This window comes from Blautia sp. NSJ-175 (assembly GCF_022867815.1).
Taxonomy (GTDB): domain Bacteria; phylum Bacillota; class Clostridia; order Lachnospirales; family Lachnospiraceae; genus Blautia; species Blautia celeris.
Genome location: NZ_JALIFQ010000001.1, coordinates 279573 through 305518, shown reverse-complemented (window position 1 = coordinate 305518; position 25946 = coordinate 279573). Strand labels below are relative to the sequence as shown.

The window sequence follows — 25946 nt, the reverse complement described above, 5'->3', positions numbered from 1 at the left end:
GGTACTGAAAAAGGTCTTATTTTTGAAGGAATTAAAAACTTAAACAATACTCAATTCCATTTTTCATTTACGGTTATGCCTATCTATAGTTGCATTCGCATTATAAAATAACCTATTTGATAATATCAAATGTTTTATTTGCAAATTTATTAAAGTCTTTATTTACTATATTTATTTCATGATATATAATGGGCAAAAAAGCAGGTCGATAATAGAATGGCTCAATATGAAACGAATTACAGAGTTCCTAAAAAGGACATGCTTGTACAGATTGCAGAGGTTTTAGAAGTGAATGTGATAAACTTTACTGGATTAACTCCGGATTTTTCGGAAGATATTATATTTACTTTTTCTGGATGGCTGAAGAAAACAGGAGATGATTAATTTTTTCAGTTGGTAAGCAATCCGTGAAAGGCTAATGCTTCTGATGATAGTGCGGTTCGCTGTAATGTTAATGATAATCGGCCTGCTCATGCACCAGTTAGGATATATTTTAATTATGGAATCGTTAATGTTTTTATGAGAGAATGGTTAAAAAGAAAAGAAGAATTGAAGGCTAAAAATTTACCTTTTATAGGTCTTAAAGCGGAAATTGAATTGGTGTTTTACATGTGATGATTGCGGAAAACTTTGCCCTACAAATAATGGCGTAAGGCATGTACAGAAGTTAAAGAGAACGATAAGGAGATTTATATGTTATATTATCCCGGATTTGAAGTAAAAGATATAAACTGGTTGAAATTTGCCCTCTTGTACTTAGATGATCTGCGTCCTATTATCCCCCAAATACCATATACCAGAGAGAATTATCTTGATTCTCTAACTCTCAAGATAATGGATTCAACTGATTTAATAAGAGAATATTGCCCTGATTATAAGGAGGGCAATATTGCTTCATTAAAAGCAATGGAATATTTTGATAACTATTTAAAAAATCCTAAAATATATGCTAATCAATTTAATTCTTCTTATGGACACGCAAACTATCTGCCTGACAAATGGAGAAATAAAGCACAACAAAATTATATTTTATATACTGGCAAATTCTCAACTGATTTTTATTATTATTGTATTGATGAAGGAATAGCCCATCCCTGTGATGAGGGAATAAAAATCCATGAAGACTTAGCTTTTGTATATATGAGCTTTTTAGCTGAAGTCATTTCTGAAGCAAACGAAATGGAAACAATAACCGATATTTCTAAATATAACAAAATAATTTTAAATAATAATAAAATATTAAGTAAAACTATTGGCAAAGAACTGAAATATGCTATAAATAATATAGAACTAAATCTTCCATGTGATATTAGTAAAATCTCTATTGATAAGTTTATCAAACTGAGATCTTCTAGGGGGTTCAACCAATTACGTACTGCATATACAAATGAAATTAAAAATCTAATTGAAGCTAAAGAACAGAAGAACTATGGCTATTCGTTAGAAAACTTACTAAGTTATCAAAAAGACTTTGTACGTTTTTGTCACCAGAGTTTTAATATGCTTGGCTCAATTTACCTAACTGCCTTTGGTATACACCAAATTGCCGGCGACAATCTAACCCCCATCGCCCTATTAAGCACCGCAATAGGGGTACATCAAAATCTAAATGCGGTTGTCAAAGCCGGGGAAATAACTGAGACCTTCAAAGACATACACAATAAACATTTAGCAAGGAAATATGTTGCAACGCTAAGAAGAACCTCTTTATAAAAATAGACATGTTCTATAGCCGTTTGGTAGAATTAAGTTACCACACAAAAATCTCACAAAGGAGGCTATAAAACATGTCTGATAACATTATACAACTCAACGAGGATTTAATAAAGCACGATTTACGAGATTTAGTCCGCTCCAGTGTTGAGGAAACTCTCAATGCCCTGCCTGATCATGAAACAGAAGAATTAGTAAATGCTGAAAAGTATGAGCGTCCTGGTAATCGTAAGGGGTACCGTTCCGGCCATTACAACCGTAACTTCCAGACCACTGCTGGGGATGTCACCCTAAATGTTCCTAAACTAAAAGGTGTTCAGTTTGAAACTGCTATTATCGAACGGTATCGCCGCAGAGAATGCTCTGTTGAAGAAGCCCTTAGCGAGATGTACCTTGCCGGTGTTTCTGTTCGCCATGTTGAGGATATCACAAAAGCTCTGTGGGGAACCAAAGTGTCTCCCGGAACCATCAGTAACCTTGACAAAACGGCCTATGAACACATTGATACTTGGCGTACAAGACCACTGACAGGGGAATATCCCTATGTTTATGTGGATGGTGTATACCTGAAACGCAGCTGGGGCGGTGAGGTTCAAAACGTCTCCATCCTTGTTGCAATCGGCGTTAATCAGGACGGTTGCCGTGAAATTATTGGCGCAGCCGAGGGCATGAAGGAAGATAAAAAGAGTTGGCGTTCCTTCTTTATCTGGCTCAAAGAGCGTGGTTTAAATGGTGTACGCCTCATCATAGGTGATAAATGCCTTGGTATGCTTGAAACAATACCCGAAGTGTTTCCTGATGCAAAATACCAGCGTTGTACTGTACATTTCTACCGCAACATCTTCTCTGCAACACCACGCAAATGTATGAAGGAAGCAGCCATGATGTTAAAGGCAATTCATTCACAGGAATGTAAATCAGCTGCCCGTGAAAAAGCTGCTCAGACAGCCCAAAAACTCAGTGAAAGGAAGCTTTCCGCCGCTGCCAAGAAACTGGAAGACGGTATTGATGAAACACTTACATATATGGATTTCCCCAGCCAGCACTGGAGTCGAATCCGTACCAATAATACAATTGAGCGTCTCAACCGTGAAATCAAGAGACGAACAAAAGCGATCGGTGCCTTCCCGGATGGGCAGAGTGCTTTAATGCTCGTATGTGCCAGACTCCGTCATGTAGCAAGCACCCAGTGGGGTGTAAAACGCTATATGAATATGGATCATCTGTATGAAATGGATATCCAGGAAGGGTCTGATATCATAGCCGGATAACTACCGGCAACCAGACGGCAAAAATTAATTTGCGAAAAATAATTGACACGATCAAATGATACAATAAAAAATGATTTCTTTATTCACAAAATAAAGCACTAAATATTCTGATTATTATAATAGTACCAAAATAGTACCACGACCTATAGTTAAAGCCGTGAAACCCGCTGTTTATGCGGCCTCACGGCTTTCTGTTTACTATTCAAACTCCTCAAAGGAAATCTGCAATCGAGGTATTTCAGCAATTTTCCTTTTGTTTTGATATTCATATTATATGATTTTTCTATGTTATATTACTTCTTAAACCGGTTTAGTACCAAAATAGTACCATGCACCTATTATCCATTTTTTCTTCTTCGACAGAAACAATTTATATAAGCACTATATTTTTTAATATTGAACTCCATTGATTTTGCAATGAATACCTTCATCCTGTGCAATACTTTTGTAAAAACGCTCATTATTTTTGTCTACCAGTAGATTACTATTATTACGTTCAATAATTTTCAATATTTCTTTTTTATCTTTGGTAGAATATTTATATTCTTTCTGCCTAATCAAATCTGAGTTTTTATCAAATGCAAAAACATGTCTAATCAAATCTATATCCTGAGAGGGCATATATTTTTCCTTTTTCTGCTGAGTACCTGTACTCTCATCCATCCAACTTGATATACAATATTTTGTCAGATGAATTTCTGCATTAACAGGTATGCTCTTATTGCATATCCACCCAAGCATATACCCTGAATTAAAATCCGACAGCAAAATATCGACATTACTCAATCTCTTACTACTCAATGTATCATTATAATTAATGGCTAAAGGGCCTCTGTTATTCCAAAATATGTCTGTTGAATGTTCAAAATTTTCTACTTTCCGATACATTTTTGAAGTACTGGAAATATTGTTTGGAATAATTCTTGTTGAAATAGCATGCCCTCCTATAATATCGCGATATAAAGTATTAGGTGAGCGGTATCCATTAGAACGATACGTTGACTTCGAGATTCCCATTAAATGTGGAAAATTTTCTTTCTCTCCGATTAAAATGAAACTTTTTCCATGATATGTGCTTACTATGTAAAATGTCTCCAAATAGTTCTTCTGATAATAGCGGGCACACCTTTGTATGTCAGTTATATTCATTTTTTCTCCTGTAATGAACAAAAGCCCCTTAACAGGAGCTTTTGCTAATGGCTATCGTTCACGATTATTTTTTTAACAGGGGAGTGCCCGGATCGGCCATTACGATTCCCTCAGCTAGTGAGCCTGTATATTACGTTTTATCACAAAAATTAGTGATTCTTTTCTTGTCTTTAGTATAAAATATTATATGCAAAAAGTCAATGAAATACCATCAAATTCCCCCGAATTTTCCTCATTTTTGCAGTTTACAAGCATTTTACAGAGGGCTGTATCTGCTATGTTTTCTTTTTAAAATTGCCAATCCAAACCTCATATTCACTTATAACAATAAAGCCACTTCATGATTATCAATATCCAAATAATATCTATTCATCCACTTACTAATCAACCTACACACAAAGCCCATGAATAATCTCAGCCACCGTCCTAAGTGCAGCAATCTTTTCCATATCCACGGAATCTGCAGAAACTACCCTTTTTAACTCTTTTTCAATTTCTGTCAAACTCTCCTGAAGGCTTAGAAACATTCGTTGATCACCGACCACTACCAGTTTCTGATACAGACTGCTTTGTATCATATAATCCTGTTTTTTTCTGCCGCTTAATCTCACTCTTTCGTCCAGCTCTGCCCTTTCCATTGGAGACATCCGAAAGTTGACTATTATATCCCGTTTGCGGTTATGTTCATTCTTCTTTTTCTTAACTGCTTTTTTCTTCTGTATCTTATACATTTTATCCAACCTTCTCCTGATTTAATTTTGCAGCCATTTCCTTCTGAGCTGTTGGGAACATATGAGCGTAATGCATAGTAATATCAATATTCTCATGTCCCATTCTCTCTGCAATTGCAACAGGTGTAAAACCCATGTCAATCAACATTGACACATGTGAATGTCTCAGATCATGGACTCTGATACGCTTTACCCCCGCCGACTTCGCACCACGTTCCAATTCATGATGAAGATAACTTTTCGTAATTTGGAAAATCCTCTGATCCGGCATATAACCATAAAGCATCCCCAGATATTCACGTAACTCCTCACATAAAAAATCCGGGATATCAACAATTCTATTACCCCTTACTGTTTTTGGTCCTGTAAGATAGTCTTCACCCTGCAAACGTTGATATGACTTGCTGACACTGATTCTTTTATGCTCAAAGTCAATATCATTGGCCGTCAGCGCTAATAATTCACCTACACGCAGGCCTGCCCAATACAGAATCTCAAATGCATAGAATGATTGTGGCTTGTCCCATACTGCTTCAGAAAATTTCATATATTCTTCTTTCGTCCAAACAGTGATTTTTTTCTGACGCTCTCCTCCCATACCTCCCGCTTTATGAACAGGATTGGACTGTAATTCATATAACCGGATAGCATGATTAAATATTGCACTCAATTGTGCCTGTATCGTTCTCAAATAAGGCTTTGAATATCCTATTCCATTTTCATCACGAAATTCCATAAGTGTATTCTGCCATCTGATAATATCCGTGGCTTTGATTTCATTCATTTTTTTCTGTCCAAAATAAGGTATCAATTTTGTTTTGATGATATGTTCTTTTGTTAACCAGGTATTGTATTTGAGTCTGGGTTTCATATCCTCACCATACACCTCTATAAAGTCAGAAAAAAGCATATCTAATGAAGGGGCCTGTCGTTGTTTGAATTTTTGTTCCCATTCAAGTGCCTCTTTCTTTGTCCTGAACCCACGCTTTTTCTTTTTTCTATTGACTCCTTTCCAATCCCTATAATAAAATGCAACATACCAGGTATTTCTTTCTGTGTCTTTATAGGCTGCCATAAGTACCTCCTAACATCCCAATTTCAAACCATAAAATCGTTCTTCATAATATTTCCTGCTTACCCTGCCAGCAACTGTGAGATATCCCTTTTTACTTAGCTCATCATTCATCTGTTTGATCAGTTTGTATGCATATGGCTTGGAAACTCCCAAATCAGATGCAACTTGATCTGCTGTCACAAATATTGAATTTTCCATGGAAATCCCCCCTCCTTTAAGGGGCTTAGCATCACTTTATCCCTTAACCCCTCTTTTGTAAAATCTACCGCTTAAAATATTCTATACTTGACATTTACATCATGCGCAGCCAATTCCCACACTTATCGCAAGTGCTTTGTCTATTTTCCTCTGTGTCATTGGTGTAATCCTGCCAATATATTTTAAAAACCGTTTTCTATCTAAAGTACGGATTTGTTCCAGAAGGACAACAGAATCTTGTTTTAACAATGCGATTCCATAAACCTGCACATGGGTAGGCATTCTCACTTTTTTTCTGGCTGTAATGGCAGCCACAATAACTGTAGAACTGAATTGGTTCCCTGTATTATTTTGGATCACAACCACCGGTCTCACGCCGCCTTGTTCCGAACCAACTACAGGCTCCAGATTGGCATAAAAAATATCACCACGCCTAATCTGCCCCATTGTCATCTCCCCCTTTGATATGTATGTAAATATGAAGAAACAGCTTTGTTTTTCTTGACTTTAAAGCTATCAATGCATACTTTCAATATAATCCATCAATCGGCTGACTGCGAATCAGCTCCACGGGTCTTTCGGCCCCAGCCAGGTTCTCTGGCTGCCGTCCTCATTGCCGGGGACGCTCTTAACGCTCGGACTATGACTGGACAGGAGTATCATTATCACCATTGCTGGTCATGGCCTTATCAGGTTGCACCTGATCATATCCGAATACCGGTTATCGCTCTTTACCTATATTTAGTGAAATACAGCTTCTCACTAAAATATAATGGCAAGTCCTGGCGTGGTCTCAGAACGGCTCACATTTAACAGATTGACAATGGAAATGTGATTGATGGACGAATATTAAATTTTCAAGGTACATCCTATTTTTTCACTTCTATAAACCTGACACTTTAAAATATCCCTTTACTTGAAGGAAAATAGGCAAGAGATTTCCCTCTCTTACCTATTTCCACACTGAGAGGCCAAAAACGAAGCCTACTTTTCAAACTTTTTTAATTTTTTTTGTATTTTCTTTCTGGCAGTGTCCACGCTGTGCTGTACGGCACGGCTTGTACAGCCTTCCACCCTGGCGATCTGCTCATACGTCATATCCATCTCGTACCGAAGCAGAAATCTTCTTCTCTGTATGGACGGCAGTCCATCTATGGCATCCTTAAGTTCCTCCATCCGCAGCTTAGACAATATCTGCTCTTCCATGCTGATCTCAGAATGTACCGCCCGTCTGTGCTTCATTTCTTCTGATAATTCTAACTGTTCCAGATGCCGCTCATCAGAACGTATGTAATTCCGTTCTTTCCGCATAAGATTCTGCATCTCTTCAAAAACCTCTGCAGTGACCTCAGCTTCCTGGTATATGCCCTGGCCGTCCTTAAAAGAAACATAGTATTTCGTTTCTCCATCCTGTTGTTTTTCATAAAATGAATATATTCTTAACGTATCTTCCAAAACCCTTTCCTCCGATCTGAATTTTTTTGAAATTCAAATCAGAGGGAGGGGCTCTGGAATCATAAAAACTTTTCTGCCAATAAAAAAAGCACAGACAGATTTTTACAATCTGCTGTACTTTTCTTACATAAAGCCCAGGGGATAAATTACGACAAAATTCTACATCTTGAAGCCCGAACTTATCTACTAATAATACAAAGCTTTTTTTAGCTGATCATCAAAGAAGTCCTTCCAACATATATTTACGAAATACCTGTAATCGCAAAACAAACAATACAATATTTGAAACCAATCCCTATTTTCAAACATATCTTTTGCCTTAAAAACTGCATATTACAAAATTTCATAAACTATAGGGTGCCAAAAACTACCACAAACCAAATATAGTATAACATTTTTCACTAAAATCGGGATATCTACCTCTCATTTTATTAGGATATCATACCTAAAATATAATTATCTGTTATCGTTTATCTTCATAAAGATCAAATATGTAAAAACCAAACCTTTAGTTGCAATATAACCACCACAGTCGTATTATAAAATCCGTCACAAAAAGTAATCTGCTTTTCATTTGAATTTACGCAAATGATGGTTGCAGGCGCCTTACGATGTGTTTATATCATCAGCACCAATACCTACCATTTCAAGAATCAGAGTTTCTACATAACTACAGGAATGATACTCATAAATAATACACATCTATAGCAGAGATTTGCATATTCCCCTGTGCCTTCACGGATTATATTGCCGTAACACCTTAAAAACAAATTATGATAATGTATCCGCTATTCAACACCCCAAAGCAAAAGAAAGGCTGCGCAGCAATCATTACGCAGCCCTCCAACACTTTTATCGGATGAATATCTATTTACTTATTAACCACATTTACAGTATTTCCCTCTGCAAATGCTTTCAGATTATGAACAGCAATGTCTAAAAGACGTTTTCTTGATTCTTTTGGCGCCCATGAAATGTGCGGCGTGATAAAGCAGTTCTTTGCTTTTAATAATGGATTATCCCCTTTGATCGGCTCTGTGGATACTACATCCAGCCCTGCCGCCGCAACCTTCCCGGAATTCAGCGCGTCTGCCAGATCCTGCTCCACAACAAGCGGTCCTCTGGAATTATTCAGGATGATCACACCGTCCTTCATTTTCGCAATATTAACCTGATTGATGATTCCCTCTGTTGTGGGAAACAGGGGACAGTGAAGAGCAATGACATCGGATTCTGCCAGCAGCTCATCCAGATCTGCAGTTTTTTTCCATCCGGATACTGTTTCTCCCGGAATGCGTCAGCTGGGCTATAACAAAGGTATCTTTCTTTGTTTCATGGATTTTGGAGACCAGTTTGGAAAATGCATCTTCAGTTTCCTGACGCATCTACATCTGACGCGGTACGGATTTGCCTTCCTGATTGACAGATATGGATTCCATCCAGATCACACCGCTTCCGCCTGCAGCAAGCTCACAGTAACGTTTTACGGTACGCTCACTGGGAGCTCCTGATACCAGAGCATCCCCGCCCTCAATGGGCTGTGCCAGCAGACGGTTAGGGATTGTTTTTCCATTTACCTCAAGCGTCCTGTTTAATACGGAACGATCTTCCAGAAAAAGCAGGCCCCGTCTCAGCCGCGCTGCATCTGCCAGGAAATCGCTCTTTTTTGTATAGGCATATGGCTCATGCTTCATAGGAAAAACCTCTCTTTAATCTTCCTCTTTCTGAGGATTACATCTTAAATGGCAAATCTCATACGCATGGATACATTCGTCTACTGTCTCTGCCATTTCGATCACTTTGTTTGTCTCGTCTTCCGCCCACTTCTCAGCTCTGCAAATTTCCAGAAGCTCTTCCAGCATTTCTGCTTTGAATTTTACCGCGCCATCCCGGTCCATATGTACCAACTCACCCGGCTCAACTTCCATTCCGGCCACTTCCACTTTTCCATTCAATTCATAGATCATAGAGGGAGCAGTTGATGCTACGGTCCCTGGGATCATAAGCTAAATTCCATATCCTTCCAATTCTTCCACGTCACGGACTGCCCCATCACAGATAACGTTTTGTACTCCGCATATGTTGCATACACGGCCATACTGTCCGCCAAAATTACTGTCTGAAAGGTGCATTGCTTCCGGTTCATCTACCTGGATGACCAGTGTGACCGGCTTAGGGCTGGCATCAATCAAACGAAGCAGTTCAAAACGGTCGGGTGCCTCAAATTCCGGAACCGGAACTCCTACTCGCATGGTCACTACAAAACCGCATCTTGCCCCAACTTCTCTGTTAGTACAGTGGGTGGAAGCGTCTGTATAATATTTATCCATATCGTAGACCGCGTCGGCGGCGGTGACAGCTTTGGCGGAGGGCTGATCTACGCTCTGATCTCCGGGTACTCCTCTCAGGATGCCGTAGAATACGCGGTGGCTGCCTCTTGTATGAAACATACCATCGAGCATGACTTTAACCTGGTCACTGTGGATGAAGTCACTTCTCTGGCAGGCGGCAACGCAAGCGGCCGCGTGCAAAGATAAAACGATAAAAGAATCCCCAATGAAGCCGTAGCTTTGATTGGGGATTTCTGCTTCATTAAATCCATTCTTATCACCCGTACTCCATAGCCGGGAACTGAAAGTGCTATACGCAGCCCCGCAAATTTTTGCAGTCCCCACACAGTACCATATCCGGCCAGGCCGCCTGCTGTCAGGGTGATGGTCATATTGGGCGTTTTCCCCTACAAAAGAGATGCTTTAAGGCAGTAAAAAACTGTTTTTCGTCGGGTTTCAACGGAAGCTGTTTCCAGATATAATAATACCAATAAGTTCTTGGGACAGAATTTAAAAATATTATTCAGGAGGTATATTATGGCACTTTCATTGGATTCAAAAATCAGGGATATTATGAGATCAGAAGAGGGAAAGGCAGTAATGGAAAAATGGGCGCCGGGTTCATCAAAGGACCCCCGCATGAAACTTGTCGGTGCGCTTACCTACCGTAAACTGCTCAGCTATCCGGAGTCTGCGGAAACAGCCAAGCATTCTGATGAAATTGATGCAGATCTGAAAGCCTGTTCGAGGTAGATCAGCAAAAAAGGGCATTTATTTTGTGCAAGGTACGAAATAAATGCCCTTTTCACGTCATTACACAGGCTGTTTTTCCAGCCATTTTTCAAGACAGAGTGCTTTTAAGAGGATCTGCAGCAGAAGCCTGTGATCCGAGTTGTTCAAATTCAGAGAAAGCTCACTTTCGATACGTCCAATCCTTTCGATCAGCGTACTACGATGGATATACAGCCTCCGAGCGGTGGCTGCGTAGGACATGTTCTCTTCCAGGAAGGCGGACAGTGTCTCCAGATAAGAAACGCCTCCGTTGGAATCATGTGTCAGCAGACTGTCAAATCCCTGAGGAAAATATACTTCGATTGGAAATCCGCCAAGCGAATTTGCAATCATCTCATGCAGTGTAAATTCAGAAAAACAGTACAGATTTTGTTCCGGTTTATAAAGCCTTCCATTTTCAATGGCCGCCTCAGCCTGTAAATAGTAGGTGCGCAACATATACAGATCCGTGAAGGGATTGCTCTGTCCTGCACACAGATGCATCTCCAAAATGAGAGGAGATATGATCCTATCCAGCTCTTTTGAGGCAGAATCTTCTATGGAAAAGATATCCAAAGGAATCAGTCCAAAGATAGTATTGTCCTGCTCGAACAAGATACTTTCAGGAAGTTCCGACTCCAGCGCCGAACAGATATAACGCACCGGAAGGGACGAAAAATGCTTCAGACTGTGGATAGAAATACTGACATACTTCCGTTTATGATTGAAGTATTTCAGAAGGATCCGCTGATTTTGACTGAGGGGCATTTCATTCATTATAAGCTGCAGGATTTCTCTGAGCGAACTGTGTTCATTCTGCAGAAGGGATGGCGCAGCTTCCGCTACGCGCTGAATAATGTTTGCAAGATATTCCGCAAGCCAGTCTTCTCCATTTATATAAGTGTGATCACTCTGGTCAATATAAAGACAGCCTATGTAATGGTCATTCGCGTTAAAAAGATTGACACAAAGAAAATTTCCGGCATCGAATTTGAGCAGAAAGGCACCATGGCTGTCCATATCCGGCTCATTCTCTTTCAGAAAATCAAGAAACAATTGAAACTCCAACGTTTCTTTGGTCTGATTTTCCAGGTTTTGTCTGCTGTTCTTAGTCGGACAGACGGATGCTGCAAATTGAAAAGAATCGTCCAGGACATACATAGGGCATTCAAAGACAGGGTAAGAACACTCCAGAACATCCTGAATATCTGATGATCCCATAAAAAGTGCCAGCAAACGACTTTCCCATTCATAAAACAACTCATAAATATTCTGAACAGACTTATATACCTGGAAAAAATCCACCTTTTTTTTGATCAGAAGTACAGAAGCATGTTCCTTATAATAGGACAGTCGTACATTTTCACCAATGCAGATCAAAATAACATCTTTTTCGATCACCGGCCTTTGAGGGAGATGCTCCACCGTGGCCAGATAGACGTGGCCGGAATAAAGGTGCATGGTATTGTCGATAAAAAGCTCCGGATACTGCAATACCATCTCCGTCCCTTCACCTCCATACATGGTAACGGGATATTTTCTTTTCAAACGTTCATAGATCATATTAACGTTCAGCCTCACAGATATCACCTCTTTCTCTGTTTTTATTATACATTAAAAAATATAAGAAGCAACAGGACACCCTTATTTATGATGGGTATAGCATCAAAAAAACGGTCAAATGACAGGATTTAAAAAATAGGCTCCATCTACCATAATGAATTCTATAGAATCCTGTCCCGGGAACTATGGCAAGATAAAATCTCATACAGAAAGGTAGGGTTTTTACAATGGATTTTGATATGAATGCTGCGAATATCGAAATGTTGAAAAATTATGTTCAGATTGCAAGGCCGCTTGAAGAAATGTTCTCCGTAAAAGGAAAAGTAGCTATAGTGACAGGTGCAACTTCAGGTCTTGGTTTTAATATTGCTTTGAGACTTCTGCAGGGAGGAGCAAATGTAGTGATCGCCGGCAGTTCTCAAACAAAAGGAGATTACACCATTCCTATTCTGGCAGAGGCAGGATACGATGCAGACCGTGTGATATTCTGCAGGACAAACGTAGCGGCTGAAGAAGATATGGAGAATCTGGTCCGGACAGCAGACGAAACATTTGGATCAATTGATATTTATGTAAATAGTGCAGCTGTATGGAGCTATGCACATATTTACGACCTTCCGGCAGAAGAGTTCCGCCGTGTCGTGGATACGAATATCAGCGGCGCCTTCCTTGGGATCAAGCATGTGAGCAAATATATGATCAGCCATAAAATTCAGGGTAAGATTACATTGATCTCCTCGAATGCGGCATGGCTTCCATACCCGGTATTCGGAGGATATCCACATTATACCGCATCAAAAGGCGGTGTGAATTCCCTGGCGATCGAGGCTGCCAAAGAACTAAAGCGGTTTGGTATCATGGTAAATGCAGTAGCACCGGGTGGTATGGTGACTTCAGGGGCATCTGCAAACATGTGTGCGGACGGACTTTCCGAAGAAAAACAGGACGAGTTTTATGATGAACTGATGGTATGGCAAAATGACGGGACTCAGCCGGTTGACACAGTTGCCATCGTTGCTTATGCCATGAGCACGCCCATGTCTGACGGCATGACTGGTGAAATCGTGGTAGCTGATGCCGGTATGTCCCACAATATTGTAAAATATCAGGCAGCTATTGAACAATATCCGGAAGTGACTGACTGACATTTACAGAAAGGAAATGGCTATGGGTAAAAAAATAGATGAAAGAATTCCGCAAAACAGCGGTGAAGGTGCAAATTTTAAGAATTATTATGGAATCCGCTCCCCATGGAATAAGATTTATTCCTATCAGGAGGCGCTTCATTATGCGAGTAGGTTTGAATCTGTACTGAGTGCAGCTACGATACAGGCACTCAGGATCATTGTCCCGGACTATGAAGAGCGTGCCCAGATGATGTGTGAAGAGGCATTTGAAAGACTTTACACAACAGGTAAATATTATGGTGATGATGACGGTTTTGGAATCCATCCATTTATGTGCGGGCAGTATGCGGGGGCACTGATCGGAGATAAGGGTGACGATGCTCTTCTGATGTGCGGCAGATGCCAGGATTTTGGTACATATCGTGCGGAGAAGGAACTCGATGTCTGTGATTGGGATATCTGCGGTTCTGAATTATGCAGGACTACTACCATGTCTTTACAGGGACAGGCAAAGGCATCTGCAGAACGTAGGAGAAAAGGACCCGAAATAGATTATATGATGGTGGAGGCAAAAGGCTGCGGAGACCGGCACTGCCGTATCATAGCAGAATCAAGAGAAAAATATCCGGCTTTGCCGCACAAGCTGTGGGAAAGTTTTGGTCCTGCCGTGACAGATGACATGAAAAAGTATACGGAGGAGAAGGATTGTATAGATGAGTCCATGATGTTTCGGGAAGAATGCAATTACCATTTTGTAAACGGTACAAATAATGAGACGGATTCCAGTAATCAAATGATCAATATGAGTACCGGGGCATCCCTTTATATCCTTCCGGCCATTGCTGAGACCGTTAAACGCGGTTATGTGACAAGGCATCAGGCGGATCATATCCTGAAGTGCGTACTTGAAGCTGCCGGCAAAGCTATGTTTGGCGAGCGTTATGCCATCAAAGCCTGCAGGGACTGGCTCGGTGTCCCTTCTTCTTTCGGTGAAGACGCCCGTGTGATGGGCGCCCTGATTGAAATGCTGCTGCAGTCTCTGGTATGTGAATATGATGTAGAATCTTTTAATAAAGACGAAGTGGTCCTTATCATAGAGAGAAGCGGACTGGAGATCACCGCTACAAAAGACATGCCGGAAATCCACCTGTGGATGTGGCAGGGGATGGTGAAAACCCTGGTCAATGCACAGTGGTCTTTATGGGAAGAAAAATCTCCGGAGAGAAAGATGCGCATTAAAATCGCAAAAAAAATTGACAAATTCATGTAGAAAGGGGGAAGCAAAGATGTACAAAAATATATTTAAATATGATGATATGAAACGTTCGGAGCATATGGCTGTCAGAACTACAGTTGGCTGGTACTTCTGGACACATCAGCTTCTGGAGATTTCAGGTCCGGATGTGACTGCTTTTCTGGATTATATGTACCCGAATGATATCACATCCCTCGCAGTCGGAAGGGACCGCTATACAACCATGCTGGACGAACAGGGCGAGATCATTGATGATGTTGTGATCATGAGAATGGATAAAGAACGGTATTGGGTATCTACACTTTATGCAACGAAAACAGATGACTGGTGGTATTTTCACCAGGGAAATTTTAATGTAGAGTGGAGAGAGATTACAGATGAATGGGAAATGTATGCTGTACAGGGGCCTAAATCCAGGGATCTGGTAGAAAGTCTTGTCAGGGATTCTGTCAGCAATCTGAAATTTTTTGCCCATATGGATACAGAAATAGACCAAATGCCCTGTCTGATTAACCGAAGTGGTTTCAGCGGGGAAAAATTCGGCTATGAAATTTATATCCATCCGGAAAATCGCGATGCACTGGAGGCACTGATAAAACCCGCAGCAGAAAAACTGGGCGGCAAAGAAGTGACAGAATTCCAGGTAATGGCATGGACACTGCCTACAGAAGCAAATTATTATTATATGAGGGATCTGGCGCACACGAATCCTTTTGAGACAGGGCTTGATAAAAATATCAACTGGAAAAAGGAATTTATCGGCAAAGAAGCGCTTCTCGAAATACGGGAGGAAGGGCCAACACGGGAGATGCTTGGCTTTGAGGTTCCTGAACCGGACATCTATATCCGTTCCAAACAGTACGGCGGCCCCGGGGAACCGGTATACCTGAGCGGGGAGGAAATAGGACGGGTTTCAAAACTCGTATATTCCTACATGAAAGACGTCAATATCGGATATATTCTTGCCCAAAAAGGAAAGCTGCATGTAGGGGACCATATCCAAATCCATGGATATGAAGCGGTGATCACTGAGAAAAACTGGATGAATTAGATGGAGATCCTTCATTTTTCTAATTGGGGGCAGTTTAATCAGTTGTTTAAACAACATTTTGGTATGTTACCGAGTAAATACAGACAGTCCCGCATTTTTCCCTGTTTTTATTATAGCAATTATGTGACCAGAATCAAACTCCTTTACAAAATTTTACCCCATCGGAACATAGTCACCTGTGTCCCGATGGGGTAAAATCCCAGAATCGCTCATGGCCAGCCTATTGGCTTTTTATTTGCAGGCAGAGTCATTTGATTTATTCTAATCTTGATACCGCCTCCTGCAGCAGCTCAATGATCGGCAGGTGCTGCGGGCATACACTCTCACATTGCCCACATGCAATACAGTCGCTGGCTTTAACGGATGAATTACTTGTCAGGTTATTATAAAACATTCTTGGCCTGTTATCCGTTGGATATAATCTTGCAGTATTTAAAGCATGAAATATATCCGGAATCAGAATTTTAGAAGGACATCCGTCACAGCAGTAGCGGCAGGAAGTACATGGAACCAAAGACATATCCTGCATCTTTTTTACCACCTTCTCTATCACCTGATACTCCTCTTTTGTAAGTGGCTGAAAATCACCGAAAGTCTGCAGATTATCCCGCATCTGTTCTTCTGTGGACATTCCGCTTAAGATCGTCACCACGCCCTCCAGCGACCCCACAAAACGCAGCGCCCAGGAAGCCGTAGAAGCATCTGGATGAACGGCTTTTAACATCTCTTCCAGTTCCGGCTGCAGATTTGCCAGCATTCCGCCCTTTACCGGCTCCATTACAATGATCGGGATGTTACGCTGATGCAGTATTTCATATAGTCTCCCCGAATGTACCACCTGATTATTCCAATCTGCATAATTTAACTGAATCTGCACAAAATCAATCTCAAGGTGCTCATTCAGCACCTGTTCCAGCAATTCCGGAGTGCCATGAAAGGAAAAACCAAAATGCCTGATCTTCCCCTCTTCCTTTTTTTGCATTCCCCAACGAAAGCAGTCATATTTTACATATGTATCATAATTATTTCCATCTTCCAGGCTATGCAGCAGATAGAAATCAAAATAGCTGACTCCGCAGCGCTCCAACTGCTCATTAAAGATCAGGTCACGGTCCATCGGTCCGCTCATTGTCCATGCCGGCAGTATGCCGCTGCCAGCCAAAAACCAGTCACCGACAATCTGTCCGACCGGATTGTTCAGTACATGAGTGAACATTCGGACAGGGTAACTCTGAAAGACATCGCGGCGCAGTTTTCCTATCATCCAAATTACATTTCCACCCTGTTGCGCCGGGAGGTGGGAAAGTCTTTCTCTGAAATATTACTTTCACAGCGCATGGAACGGGCGGTGATTCTTTTACGTGGGACGGATTTAACAATCAGCGAAATTGCACTGATGCTGGGATACAGTAACAGCAGTAATTTTTATAAAACGTTCCGGGAGTATTACGGGGTTTCACCGAGGGAATATGCTTCCTAAACTGACATATCTGCTGAAGCAGACATTACAATGGAGTGATAGTCAATAGCTCCAGTTCTCAGAACCTGCAAGATGGTATAGTTCAAGGGGAGGATGTGACCGATGACGGTCACATCCTCCCCTGTTTTAGGCTATCTATTTCCCGACAGCCCCTCCTTTTCGTTTTCTATTATTATCCGGAATACTTTTTGTCACAATGCTACCAGAACCGATAACTGAGTTATTCCCAGCAGAAATCCCCGGCATAATTTTCACACCGCTAACTATCCAAACATTATTTCACTGGCTGTAAAATCTTTCACGCCTTCACACTGAACTTATGTTTTCCTGGTTCCAGTATCCGTGTGCTTTCATCCGGCAAGATCACCTCTGCCTCTGTATTTGGAGGAATCTCTACATCAAAGATCAGCTTGTCCCCCTCATATTTCCATCCGCTTGCAATCTCTCCCACCGGTGATCGGTATGAGGCTTTTGCATATTGTAGCAGTCTATAGGGCATTGGTCTGATTGTGATTTTGTTTCCTTCCAAATGAATCCCGCACACCCCCTGGAACAGCCAGCCGCAGACTGCTCCATAGGAATAATGATTCAAAGAAGCTTTTGGTTTCCCGTTTTCATCAATTCCATCCCAGGTCTCCCAGATTGTTGTTGCGCCCTTTTTGACCGCATACAGCCAGCTGGGCATGGTGTCCTGCAGCAGAAGCTTATATGCAGTCTCCAGATATCCATACTCCGCCAAAATGGGGCAGAGAGAAGGTGTGGATAAGAATCCTGTGTTCAGATGATAACCATCATTGATAACCAATTGATCAAGCTCTGCTGCCGCCTGAGCCTTTTCTTCCTGGTTCAATAAATCAAATGCGATAGCGCGTACATATTCTGCCTGTCTGACGGAGTTGATTTTTCCGTCTTCTGTGGCAATGTAGCGGAACGCTTTCTTTGCATTTTCAGCAATTTGGCGGTAATTCTCTTCATCCACATTTTTCCCCAGTATCCCGGCGATTTCAGAAAGAAGTTTTCCTGAATATGCAAAATAGGCAGTTGAAACTTTTTCCTGAGGTGTACGCATGGCCATGGTACTCTCCACATCCGGCTCGCACCATTCCCCATAGTCTACACCCGTCTCGATGGTATAATTTCTATATGGATTCTTTTTTAATCGTTTAATAGGATTCAACGGTTTTTGTTTTGCTCTGTTTTCCAGGAACTGATACCATTTCTGCATCATCTCATAATTTTCTTCCAGTATGCGGATATCACCCGTCCACTTATACATCACATAAGGAACGATAATAGAAGCATCTCCCCAGCCAACAGAACCTGCAAGCATTCCGGAAAAGAAACTTGGTTTATTGTTTTTCGGCGCAATATTGGCGACTTTTCCGTCCTCATACTGATTCAGACGGCATTCCCCAAGCCATTTGCGAATCACCGGATAACAGTCTTCCAGAAATAAGCCGGTTTCCGCAAATACTCCCATATCTCCTGTCCACGCTGCACGTTCTCTTGTAGGGCAGTCTGTGGGCACATCACAGAAATTGGATTTTTGGCTCCAGATGCTGTTCTGCACCAATTGATTCACATAGATATCAGAGCATTCAAATGTCCCCGTCTGCTCCATATCCGAATAAACTGCGATGGAAGTAAATCTGGCCTCTGCCAGATCTATCTCTGTCTCAACTTTTGCATACCGGAATCCCCAGATAGTAAAGCGGGATTTATAATGATTTTCTCCCTCTTTGCAGATATATGTCACCCTCTGCTCTGTTCCGCCCTCTTTGTGACGCTTGCGGTCCTGGAAATTTTCTGCTGTAAAATTGCCGTTTTCATCCAGCGTTTCCCCATGGGTCAGGACAATCTTGTCTCCTTCGTGGGCCCAAACCGTAAATTCCACATATCCGGCCAGATTTTGTCCATAATCAATTACGGTTTCACCATTTGGCGTCTGTATGATTTTCCCTTCAAACCGTTCTCGTTCTGCAATTGGAAGACTGTTGGAGCACACAAGATTTTTCAGGCCAAACGCTTCCGTCTTAACCGGATGAAACTCCGTTATTTCTTCCAGCATCGCATCATAAGTCTCGCCCTGCTGCATATCATTTTCCCGGAGGGGGCCATTCTGGGAGGCTGTCCAGTTCTCATTTGAGATACAGATCACCTGACCCTCTGCCTCCAGTTGGAAATACAGCGCCACATCTTCCCCGTATAAATTACGGTCTCCATCCACACCGGAACAGCTTCGGTACCAGCCATCCCCCAGGATAACCATGACCTCATTCTTTCCCTTTTTTATAAGTGGTGTCACATCATATGTTTGATAAGCCAGGGATTTATCGTAGGAGCTTGTCCCTGGCGCCAGAACAAAACTGCCCACTCTTTCTCCATTTAAATATGCCTCATAAAGGCCATGACAGGTAATATAAAGTCTTGCATCCGACACTTGATCCGCCTCAAAAGATGTTCTTAAATAACTTGCCGGTTTGTGCACTGCCGGGTCACATTCCAGTTCCGGGTTTATCCATTTTGCATGAAAATCCGATTCCTCCAGCAGTCCCATCTCAAACACTGCCGGTTCGCTCCACTCTCCGGCTTCTTCTTTTTCATCCCAGAGGCGTACCTTCCAGATTACGTTCTGTCTGCTTTTTGGAACACTTCCGTATATGGCGTGCATCTGGTTTGTATAGACTTTACCACTCTTCCAGACAGTGCTTTTGCCGCTTATTGCTTCAATTTCATAGGCACTTTGTCTCTTTCCTCCCTGACATGTCCATGACAGATAAGGCTTTGCGACATCAATACCTAAAGGATTTTCCATGTGCTCTGTTTTCAGATTAACTGCTTTCATAGCTTTGTAACCTTTCCCTTTGTGATTCCGTTTTCATTGTATGCGTCTACACGGACAAAATAATCCTGCCCTTTCACCAGCGCCCCGATCCTCTTGTCAATCCTTCCTTCACTGCCCGTTTCCACATCCCTGACGCTGCGGTAAATCTGGTAACTGTGATAAAGTTTTTCTTCCTCATGACCCCAGCAGATATTATAACCTGTAGCATCTTTCTTCCCTTCTACAGCCACCAGTAAATCTAATTCATCCTCACTTCTGCCTGCCTCAAATACAGGCACATCCGGTTTTTCTCCCGTTCCTATTCCGAAGATACGCAGCCCGGAAATGCAGGGTTCCACCCCATATGGAATCTCAATCACGGTAAGCCGCACATAACGAATCTGAAGGCCATTTTCACGCACGATAAAATCATGAGGCAGATCTGTCACGGCCTCTGATTTGTCCTCTATAACGAAATACTCTTTTCCATCCAGCGAGCCTTCCAGTTTCCATCTTGTCCGCAGATTTCTTTCCTCGATATACCGGGGCTGTGTGGCTGTGCCCTTAATCTCTCCCGGCGACTCAATAGGAAGAGCATCATCTGCAAAGTTAATCTGAACTGCCCTTACATCCATTGCTTTCTCCAAATCAACTTCTATCCATTCCCCGGGTTCACTGCCTGCGGCTCTCCACCAGTTTTGTGAGTCTTCGTTTACCGCTTTATCTGCATCCTTGCCCTTCGCTGCAGAAGACGCCTTTGCAGGTTTTGCATAGCTTAAAAGATACCATTTCGGTTCATTCCAGGGGTTTATTTTTCCCTCTTCCACTGCTATGGGCCAATCCCCATAATTCTGATTGCAGAACAGCTCTCCATCCTGGTCAAATCCTGCCGGCCAGATTCCAATACGGCGTTCAAACTGGTGGTTCACACTGATTCTCATGGTAGAGGTATGCCAGAGATTTTCCTCCCTGTCCCACATGGTTGACCCATGACCGGCCCCCGGCATGAAACCGCCCGGATGATAGGAAAATGGATTGTTTGCCGCCAATGAAAACGGACCAAGAGGTGAATCCGACACATACACGCCGTCTGCATAAGTATTATACTGTGCTCCCGGGCATGCATACTGAAGATAATATTTTCCGCCAAACTTATCCATCCACGGCCCCTCTATAAAAGGCCGCCTTGTAAACATCCCCCGGATCTGCGGTGCATACACTTTCGGAAGCTGTTCTTCTGTCATATTGCTCTGCTTCAGGAAGCCCTGAAACATCATCTCCACCTCTTCCTCACTGCGGGGAAACTCACAATGATCAACCCCCATCCGTTCGTATCCTCTCTCATAGGGATTGCCCTCAATCACCACTTTCCTCTCTGTCTTAGGGAGCATAGTCTCCGGCTCCAATTCCACACCCCATACAGGAGTGATATTAGAACACCCCCAATAAAAATAAATTTTCCCATCCTCATCAAAAAACAAATTCGGGTCCCAAAAATCAAAGGTACCTGCAATCTCCTCATAGGGACCCCTGATAATATCTCTGGTCCGGTAATAATTACAGTTTTCTCCCTTCTTCGATGCGCTGAAATACACATAATCACCGCATACCCTTACATCCGGCGCATAATCATAAAGGGGAAGATTCTTTGGAAGAGAATATGACTCCCAGTTTACCATATCCTCCGATACCCAGACACTCAGATTCATAGAGGCAAAAATATAATACTTTCCCTGAAACTGGATCATAGAAGGGTCAGCCCCCTCTCTGTCAATCTGCAGCTTTCCATTAGAACGCGGATCCATATTAAACTGATACCGATACGGTACATTAACAGGATTACAATAATACTTCATCTATTAACTCCTCTCAATAAGTCCGCCCAAATGTTTCAGACTTGGTTTTGCGGTTCTCTTCTGTGTGCTTCTGTCAACGGCAATTAACCCAAATGTCATGGAATACCCTTTCTGCCACTCAAAATTATCCATCAATGACCAGTACAGATACCCTTTCACCGGAATACCGTCTGCGATACAATTTGCCACACCATCTGTTGCCTTATTGATAAAGTCCACACGCACGGTATCATCCGCAACTGCAATGCCGTTTTCCGTCACTATAACAGGCATATTCAATTCCTTATATACTTTCCTGATACAGGCTTCCAGCGCCTGGGGATAAATTTCATAATCCATCTGTGTCAGTTCTGCACCCTGGGGCACCGCACAAATCCCATCCGCATCCATCACAGACCGTGTATAATTCTGAAGTCCAAAGAAATCATCCTCTTTTATGTAGGGCAGATAATGTAAAAATTCTTCGTCCCATTCCTCTTCTGCCCGTTTTTCTCCTCCTTCTTTTGCCTGGATATCATGAAGGGAAAGCGTAAGTCCCACCTGAAGATTGGCATTTACCTCTTTGATGGCTTTCTTTGCAGCCTGGTGGGCTTTCATAACCAGAATATCGCCTTTGGGTGTCCTGCCGCTTACAAATACCTGGGGTGTGGTTACACCGAACACCTCCATATTTTCCCGGGCCTGGTTCTCCATATTCTCCATCATCTTCTGCATATTCAGGCCAACCTGCACGGTTCCCTCTGTGCCTTTTGCCGCCTCTTTATCCGCATCGGCTCCTGCTCCCTGTTTCATTTTCTCCATCATCTGTGCTTTATATCTTGCGGAAATGGCGGCAATCTGAAGTCCCATATTTGCCTCATTGATGGTACAGATGTAATGCATATATGAGCCTAATTTTTCCACCACATACTTACAGTAATTCGCAAATAACCCGATGGTTTCTTCATTCTCCCAACCACCCTCTTCTATCAGCCATTTAGGTGATGTAAAATGCAGCATTGTGACAACCGGCTCGATTCCATAATTCCTGCAGCACTCCAATACTTTGCGGTAATGCTCGATTTCCTTCTCATCAAACTCGCCTTTTACCGGTTCAATTCTTGCCCATTCAATGGAAAAGCGATAAGCATTTAACCCTGCCTCTGCCATCATTTTAATATCCTCTTCATAGCGGTTGTAATGATCAACTGCATCCATTGACGGCTCTGCAAAAGAAGTATATTTCATATGTTCCATGGCCCAGTAATCACTGTTTTTATTATTGCCTTCTACCTGATGTGCTGCTGTTGCAGCGCCAATCAGGAATCCCTTTTCAAATTTTCCCATAACCTGCCTCCTTTTTCTGTTATACCATATGTTGTTTCAAAAATTTTGCACTGAGCTGCAGTGATCTTACCGGTGATTTGTCTGCCCAGTTCTTGTGGCTCTCCAGAATGATTGCCTCCACATCCACGTCAAGGGCCTGCCGCACCAATTCTTCCAGATTCATATTGCCGTATCCCAGCTCCATACTGTCAGATTTCAGGATTGGTGTCATAGACGGGCCGCTTACTTTTGTTCCCCGGTCATTGATATGATAGAGTTTCATCCGCTCTCCCAGCTTTTTCATAAGAGTTATGGCCGATACACCCGCTTCCGTAGGCCAGTAAGAATCCAGTTCAAAATTCACATATTCTGGATTCGTTTCTTCTATTATCATATCATATGCCGTTTTCCCCGGCTCCACTTTTCGGAATTCACTGTTGTGATTATGATATAAGAGCTGAATGCCAGAATCCTTAAGCACTTTTCCTGAACGGTTCAAGTCATCTGACAGTTTCCTGACAGCATCTTTATCTGAATAATCAAAACGATACATTCCCGTAATCACGATTTTATCTGTTCCGAATTTCTCTGCTTCTGCAATCACAGTCTCCGGTTCTCTCTGAATGGTTCCCAGGTCTTCATGAAGACTTACACAGCTAAGACCCGCCTGGTCCAGTAACTTTTTCCAGTCAAATTGTCCGCCTTTTCCAACCGGCATACCGGCTGCTTTTGTCATTACCCGGACCAGAAATGAAGACGGGCGTATCATAAAACCATTCAATTCTATCCCATCATAACCTGCCGCCTTTATCTGCTTTAGCGTCTCCTGCGCCTGTTTTTCATTTTTTGTAACCGTTCCAAGCATGATCTGCTGTACTGCTTTTTTTGCCATTTCTATTCTATCCTCTTTCTTTCAGGTCGTCTCCTCACTGTTTTTACCAGTATAAAATAAATCCATCTCTCATGTGTCTCTTTTTTCACTAAAAAGTTCCTGTTTTCACGTTATCGAAAGTCATAACGAAATTCCTATCTTTTTGCAAAATATTTAAACATCTAAAATTTCTCTATTATGCTATTATAATAAAAAACTGTCAGGTCAAAAGTTTCTGCCGTAAGAATTTTTTGACCTCGCTACCTCCAAAACGAAAGGCGGAATGATATCATGCATTTAAAAGAAAACTGCAGTCTGGAAGATTTTTTGAACAAAGTAAAAGAATGCCGCTCCAAAGTCACCTTTGAAACTTCAGAAGGAGACATCCTGGCAATGCAAAGCACCTTATGCCAGTTGATTTTTGTCTCCCTCCAGCATCAGCCGGCACTCCTCTATGGCGGAGAGATACGCTGTGAAGATAAAAACGATTACGAAATCCTGAAAGACTATCTAATTTAACTGTACCTTTTCAAAAAACTCAATGACAGGATCTCATTACAGCGTATGGCGCAATACTTTGTATTGTTTGTACATGGCAATGACTGCCACAATCGTAGCTATACCGTCTGCCAATGTATGTGCCAGCGCAATTCCTAAAAATCCCATCAAATGATTCATGAGAAATAAAAACGGTATTAACAGCACTCCCTGTCTGAGAAGGGAAACAATTGTTGCTGTCACTGCATTTCCGGCTGCCTGCAGAAAATTTGTGCCCAGATAATAAAATCCGATAACAGGACTTGCCAGCACAAGGTATACCACTAACTGTTTCCCCATCCCTGCTGCGGCAGCATCCTTTAAGAACATCCCTATCAAAGTATCTCTGGCAAAAATACATCCGGCTGCTGCTGCCAATCCAATGACAACCGTCAAAAGGCTCAGAGCTTTTAAAATTTCTTTCAGCCTGGATACATTGCGCGCTCCGTAATTATATGCCAGCATGGGCTGCACTCCCATACATATCCCCATCTGGATCATGGATATGATCATAGTAGCCTTGCCGGCTGCCGCCATAGCCGCAACTGCATTGGTACCGTACAGAACCAGAAGATTATTGGAAAAAGTAGCAGCAAATCCGCTCAAAATACTGGAAATTCCGTTTGGCATTCCAACTGCAATAATATGCAGTAAAGATTTCGGTTTCCGAATGGCATAAGATGGTTTCAGACTCAGGATCTGACCTTTTTTTCGGATATAAATCACATAATAAATGGTGCTGACAGCATTTCCAAGAAGTGTCGCGGCCGCAGCTCCTTTTACCCCCCATCCAAAAACCAGTATAAATACGGGGTCCAATATAATATTGAGTATTGTACCCGTCATATTTCCAAGCAGACCTTCTTTGATCGCACCGTCAGCCCGGAGTAAAGCCCCCAGGGTCGTGGATAAAAGCATCATCGGCGCCCCCAGTGCCAGAATCCGCATATAATCCTTCGCATACACGAAAATCTCTGCATTCGCTCCCAGCAGCCCCAGAACAAAATTGGAAGCGATCAGCATGACAATGGTGCAGATAACTCCAAATACTGCCGCTGTGTAAAAGCAAAGACTGCCATACGTCCTGGCATCCTCAATTTCTCCTGTCCCCGCCGCTTTTGCGATCACTGAACAACCGCCGATTCCAAGCATAGTGGCCGCAGCAGCAGCCAGGGAAAATACCGGACTCACAACCGATACTGCAGCCACCTGTGCCGTATCTCCCAACTGGCCGATAAAGAACATGTCAGCCATATTGTAAAAAAACATCACCAGAATAGTAATACAAGACGGCACCGCCATAGAAAAAACGGCTGTCCAGACCGGCTTATGTTCAAACAGTTCCTGACTCTTTAATGTTTTGTCATTCACACTCCATTCCCCT

General features: G+C 42.2%; 25 protein-coding genes and 2 pseudogenes. 10 read left to right on the top strand and 17 right to left on the bottom strand.

From position 1 onward, the window contains the following. Positions 1 to 216 precede the first annotated feature (216 nt). The 3 genes from MUB35_RS01490 to MUB35_RS01480 all read left to right on the top strand — a co-directional run bounded on the left by MUB35_RS01490 (position 217) and on the right by MUB35_RS01480 (position 2984). Entirely contained in the window at positions 217 to 384 is a 168-nt protein-coding gene (locus MUB35_RS01490) for a hypothetical protein (RefSeq protein WP_158588542.1), read from the top strand. Positions 385 to 693: 309 nt separating this feature from the next. Further along, complete coding sequence (locus MUB35_RS01485) at positions 694 to 1713, top strand: hypothetical protein (RefSeq protein ID WP_244805690.1); 1020 nt, start codon at positions 694 to 696, stop codon at positions 1711 to 1713. Positions 1714 to 1787: 74 nt separating this feature from the next. Further along, on the top strand, positions 1788 to 2984 hold the full coding sequence (locus MUB35_RS01480; protein ID WP_244805689.1) for an IS256 family transposase: 1197 nt from the start codon (positions 1788 to 1790) through the stop codon (positions 2982 to 2984). Positions 2985 to 3374: 390 nt separating this feature from the next. On the opposite strand, the gene MUB35_RS01475 is transcribed toward MUB35_RS01480, so the two are convergent. From MUB35_RS01475 to MUB35_RS01430, 10 genes and pseudogenes are all read right to left on the bottom strand, one after another. Then, positions 3375 to 4133 carry a PBECR4 domain-containing protein gene (locus MUB35_RS01475; protein WP_054350614.1) on the bottom strand — a complete coding sequence of 253 codons (759 nt, stop codon included), beginning with the start codon at positions 4131 to 4133 and terminating at the stop codon, positions 3375 to 3377. A 389-nt stretch (positions 4134 to 4522) separates the two neighbouring features. Continuing rightward, on the bottom strand, positions 4523 to 4864 hold the full coding sequence (locus MUB35_RS01470; RefSeq protein ID WP_103733203.1) for a plasmid mobilization protein: 342 nt from the start codon (positions 4862 to 4864) through the stop codon (positions 4523 to 4525). 1 nt (position 4865) lies between these two features. Continuing rightward, positions 4866 to 5939 (bottom strand): site-specific integrase, encoded by a 1074-nt coding sequence (locus MUB35_RS01465; RefSeq protein WP_054350612.1) that lies wholly within the window; start codon positions 5937 to 5939, stop codon positions 4866 to 4868. Between the two features lie 9 nt (positions 5940 to 5948). Continuing rightward, positions 5949 to 6137: a hypothetical protein gene (locus tag MUB35_RS01460; RefSeq protein ID WP_054350611.1), complete on the bottom strand. Its 189-nt coding sequence runs from the start codon at positions 6135 to 6137 to the stop codon at positions 5949 to 5951. A gap of 99 nt (positions 6138 to 6236) precedes the next feature. Further along, complete coding sequence (locus MUB35_RS01455; RefSeq protein WP_330425186.1) at positions 6237 to 6584, bottom strand: type II toxin-antitoxin system PemK/MazF family toxin; 348 nt, start codon at positions 6582 to 6584, stop codon at positions 6237 to 6239. 537 nt (positions 6585 to 7121) lie between these two features. Next, positions 7122 to 7592 carry an RNA polymerase sigma factor gene (locus tag MUB35_RS01450; RefSeq protein WP_118593874.1) on the bottom strand — a complete coding sequence of 157 codons (471 nt, stop codon included), beginning with the start codon at positions 7590 to 7592 and terminating at the stop codon, positions 7122 to 7124. 871 nt (positions 7593 to 8463) lie between these two features. After that, a pseudogene (locus tag MUB35_RS01445) lies at positions 8464 to 8850 on the bottom strand (NAD(P)-dependent oxidoreductase); the annotation flags it as partial. A 127-nt stretch (positions 8851 to 8977) separates the two neighbouring features. After that, positions 8978 to 9286: a hypothetical protein gene (locus MUB35_RS01440; protein ID WP_054350607.1), complete on the bottom strand. Its 309-nt coding sequence runs from the start codon at positions 9284 to 9286 to the stop codon at positions 8978 to 8980. A gap of 15 nt (positions 9287 to 9301) precedes the next feature. Next, positions 9302 to 9595 (bottom strand): hypothetical protein, encoded by a 294-nt coding sequence (locus MUB35_RS01435; protein ID WP_103733161.1) that lies wholly within the window; start codon positions 9593 to 9595, stop codon positions 9302 to 9304. A 3-nt stretch (positions 9596 to 9598) separates the two neighbouring features. Next, positions 9599 to 9922: a hypothetical protein gene (locus MUB35_RS01430; RefSeq protein WP_054350605.1), complete on the bottom strand. Its 324-nt coding sequence runs from the start codon at positions 9920 to 9922 to the stop codon at positions 9599 to 9601. On the opposite strand from MUB35_RS01430, the pseudogene MUB35_RS30760 reads away from it, so the two are divergent. Further along, positions 9917 to 10129 (top strand): annotated as a pseudogene (locus tag MUB35_RS30760) (PfkB family carbohydrate kinase); the annotation flags it as partial. The gene MUB35_RS01430 and the pseudogene MUB35_RS30760 sit on opposite strands and share 6 nt — an antisense overlap. A 330-nt stretch (positions 10130 to 10459) precedes the next feature. Beyond that, entirely contained in the window at positions 10460 to 10675 is a 216-nt protein-coding gene (locus MUB35_RS01420) for a hypothetical protein (RefSeq protein WP_054350603.1), read from the top strand. Between the two features lie 60 nt (positions 10676 to 10735). Here MUB35_RS01420 and MUB35_RS01415 read toward each other — a convergent pair whose 3' ends face one another. After that, positions 10736 to 12274 carry a PucR family transcriptional regulator gene (locus MUB35_RS01415; protein WP_118593875.1) on the bottom strand — a complete coding sequence of 513 codons (1539 nt, stop codon included), beginning with the start codon at positions 12272 to 12274 and terminating at the stop codon, positions 10736 to 10738. A gap of 209 nt (positions 12275 to 12483) precedes the next feature. Here MUB35_RS01415 and MUB35_RS01410 point away from each other — a divergent pair, with 209 nt between their 5' ends. The 3 genes from MUB35_RS01410 to MUB35_RS01400 are packed head-to-tail and all read left to right on the top strand — an operon-like array spanning position 12484 to position 15689. Continuing rightward, entirely contained in the window at positions 12484 to 13401 is a 918-nt protein-coding gene (locus tag MUB35_RS01410) for an SDR family NAD(P)-dependent oxidoreductase (protein ID WP_054350600.1), read from the top strand. Between the two features lie 22 nt (positions 13402 to 13423). Continuing rightward, positions 13424 to 14653, top strand: a complete 1230-nt coding sequence (locus tag MUB35_RS01405) for a hypothetical protein (RefSeq protein ID WP_103731064.1) — start codon at positions 13424 to 13426, stop codon at positions 14651 to 14653. Positions 14654 to 14669: 16 nt separating this feature from the next. Then, on the top strand, positions 14670 to 15689 hold the full coding sequence (locus MUB35_RS01400) for an aminomethyltransferase family protein (RefSeq protein ID WP_158587256.1): 1020 nt from the start codon (positions 14670 to 14672) through the stop codon (positions 15687 to 15689). A gap of 256 nt (positions 15690 to 15945) precedes the next feature. Here MUB35_RS01400 and MUB35_RS01395 read toward each other — a convergent pair whose 3' ends face one another. Continuing rightward, a complete protein-coding gene (locus tag MUB35_RS01395; protein WP_103731062.1) occupies positions 15946 to 16953 on the bottom strand; it encodes an aldo/keto reductase in 1008 nt (335 codons plus the stop codon). Here MUB35_RS01395 and MUB35_RS30755 point away from each other — a divergent pair. After that, complete coding sequence (locus MUB35_RS30755; protein ID WP_103731061.1) at positions 16894 to 17169, top strand: helix-turn-helix transcriptional regulator; 276 nt, start codon at positions 16894 to 16896, stop codon at positions 17167 to 17169. The two genes, MUB35_RS01395 and MUB35_RS30755, sit on opposite strands and share 60 nt — an antisense overlap. Positions 17170 to 17467: 298 nt before the next feature. Here MUB35_RS30755 and MUB35_RS01385 read toward each other — a convergent pair whose 3' ends face one another. The 4 genes from MUB35_RS01385 to MUB35_RS01370 are packed head-to-tail and all read right to left on the bottom strand — an operon-like array spanning position 17468 to position 24046. Continuing rightward, positions 17468 to 20014, bottom strand: coding sequence for an alpha-L-rhamnosidase (locus MUB35_RS01385; RefSeq protein ID WP_103731060.1), 2547 nt, complete (start codon positions 20012 to 20014; stop codon positions 17468 to 17470). Then, positions 20011 to 21849 (bottom strand): family 43 glycosylhydrolase, encoded by a 1839-nt coding sequence (locus tag MUB35_RS01380; protein ID WP_103731059.1) that lies wholly within the window; start codon positions 21847 to 21849, stop codon positions 20011 to 20013. Before MUB35_RS01380 ends, MUB35_RS01385 begins: the two co-directional genes overlap by 4 nt. Before the next feature lie 3 nt (positions 21850 to 21852). Continuing rightward, on the bottom strand, positions 21853 to 23175 hold the full coding sequence (locus MUB35_RS01375; RefSeq protein ID WP_103731058.1) for a glycoside hydrolase family 1 protein: 1323 nt from the start codon (positions 23173 to 23175) through the stop codon (positions 21853 to 21855). Positions 23176 to 23194: 19 nt separating this feature from the next. Then, the gene (locus MUB35_RS01370) at positions 23195 to 24046 is read right to left on the bottom strand and encodes a sugar phosphate isomerase/epimerase family protein (RefSeq protein WP_054350593.1); all 852 of its coding nucleotides are present in this window, start codon (positions 24044 to 24046) and stop codon (positions 23195 to 23197) included. Between the two features lie 270 nt (positions 24047 to 24316). On the opposite strand from MUB35_RS01370, the gene MUB35_RS01365 reads away from it, so the two are divergent. Then, a complete protein-coding gene (locus MUB35_RS01365) occupies positions 24317 to 24544 on the top strand; it encodes a hypothetical protein (protein ID WP_103731057.1) in 228 nt (75 codons plus the stop codon). Positions 24545 to 24580: 36 nt separating this feature from the next. On the opposite strand, the gene MUB35_RS01360 is transcribed toward MUB35_RS01365, so the two are convergent. Further along, positions 24581 to 25933 (bottom strand): MATE family efflux transporter, encoded by a 1353-nt coding sequence (locus MUB35_RS01360; protein ID WP_103731056.1) that lies wholly within the window; start codon positions 25931 to 25933, stop codon positions 24581 to 24583. Positions 25934 to 25946: the final 13 nt, after the last annotated feature.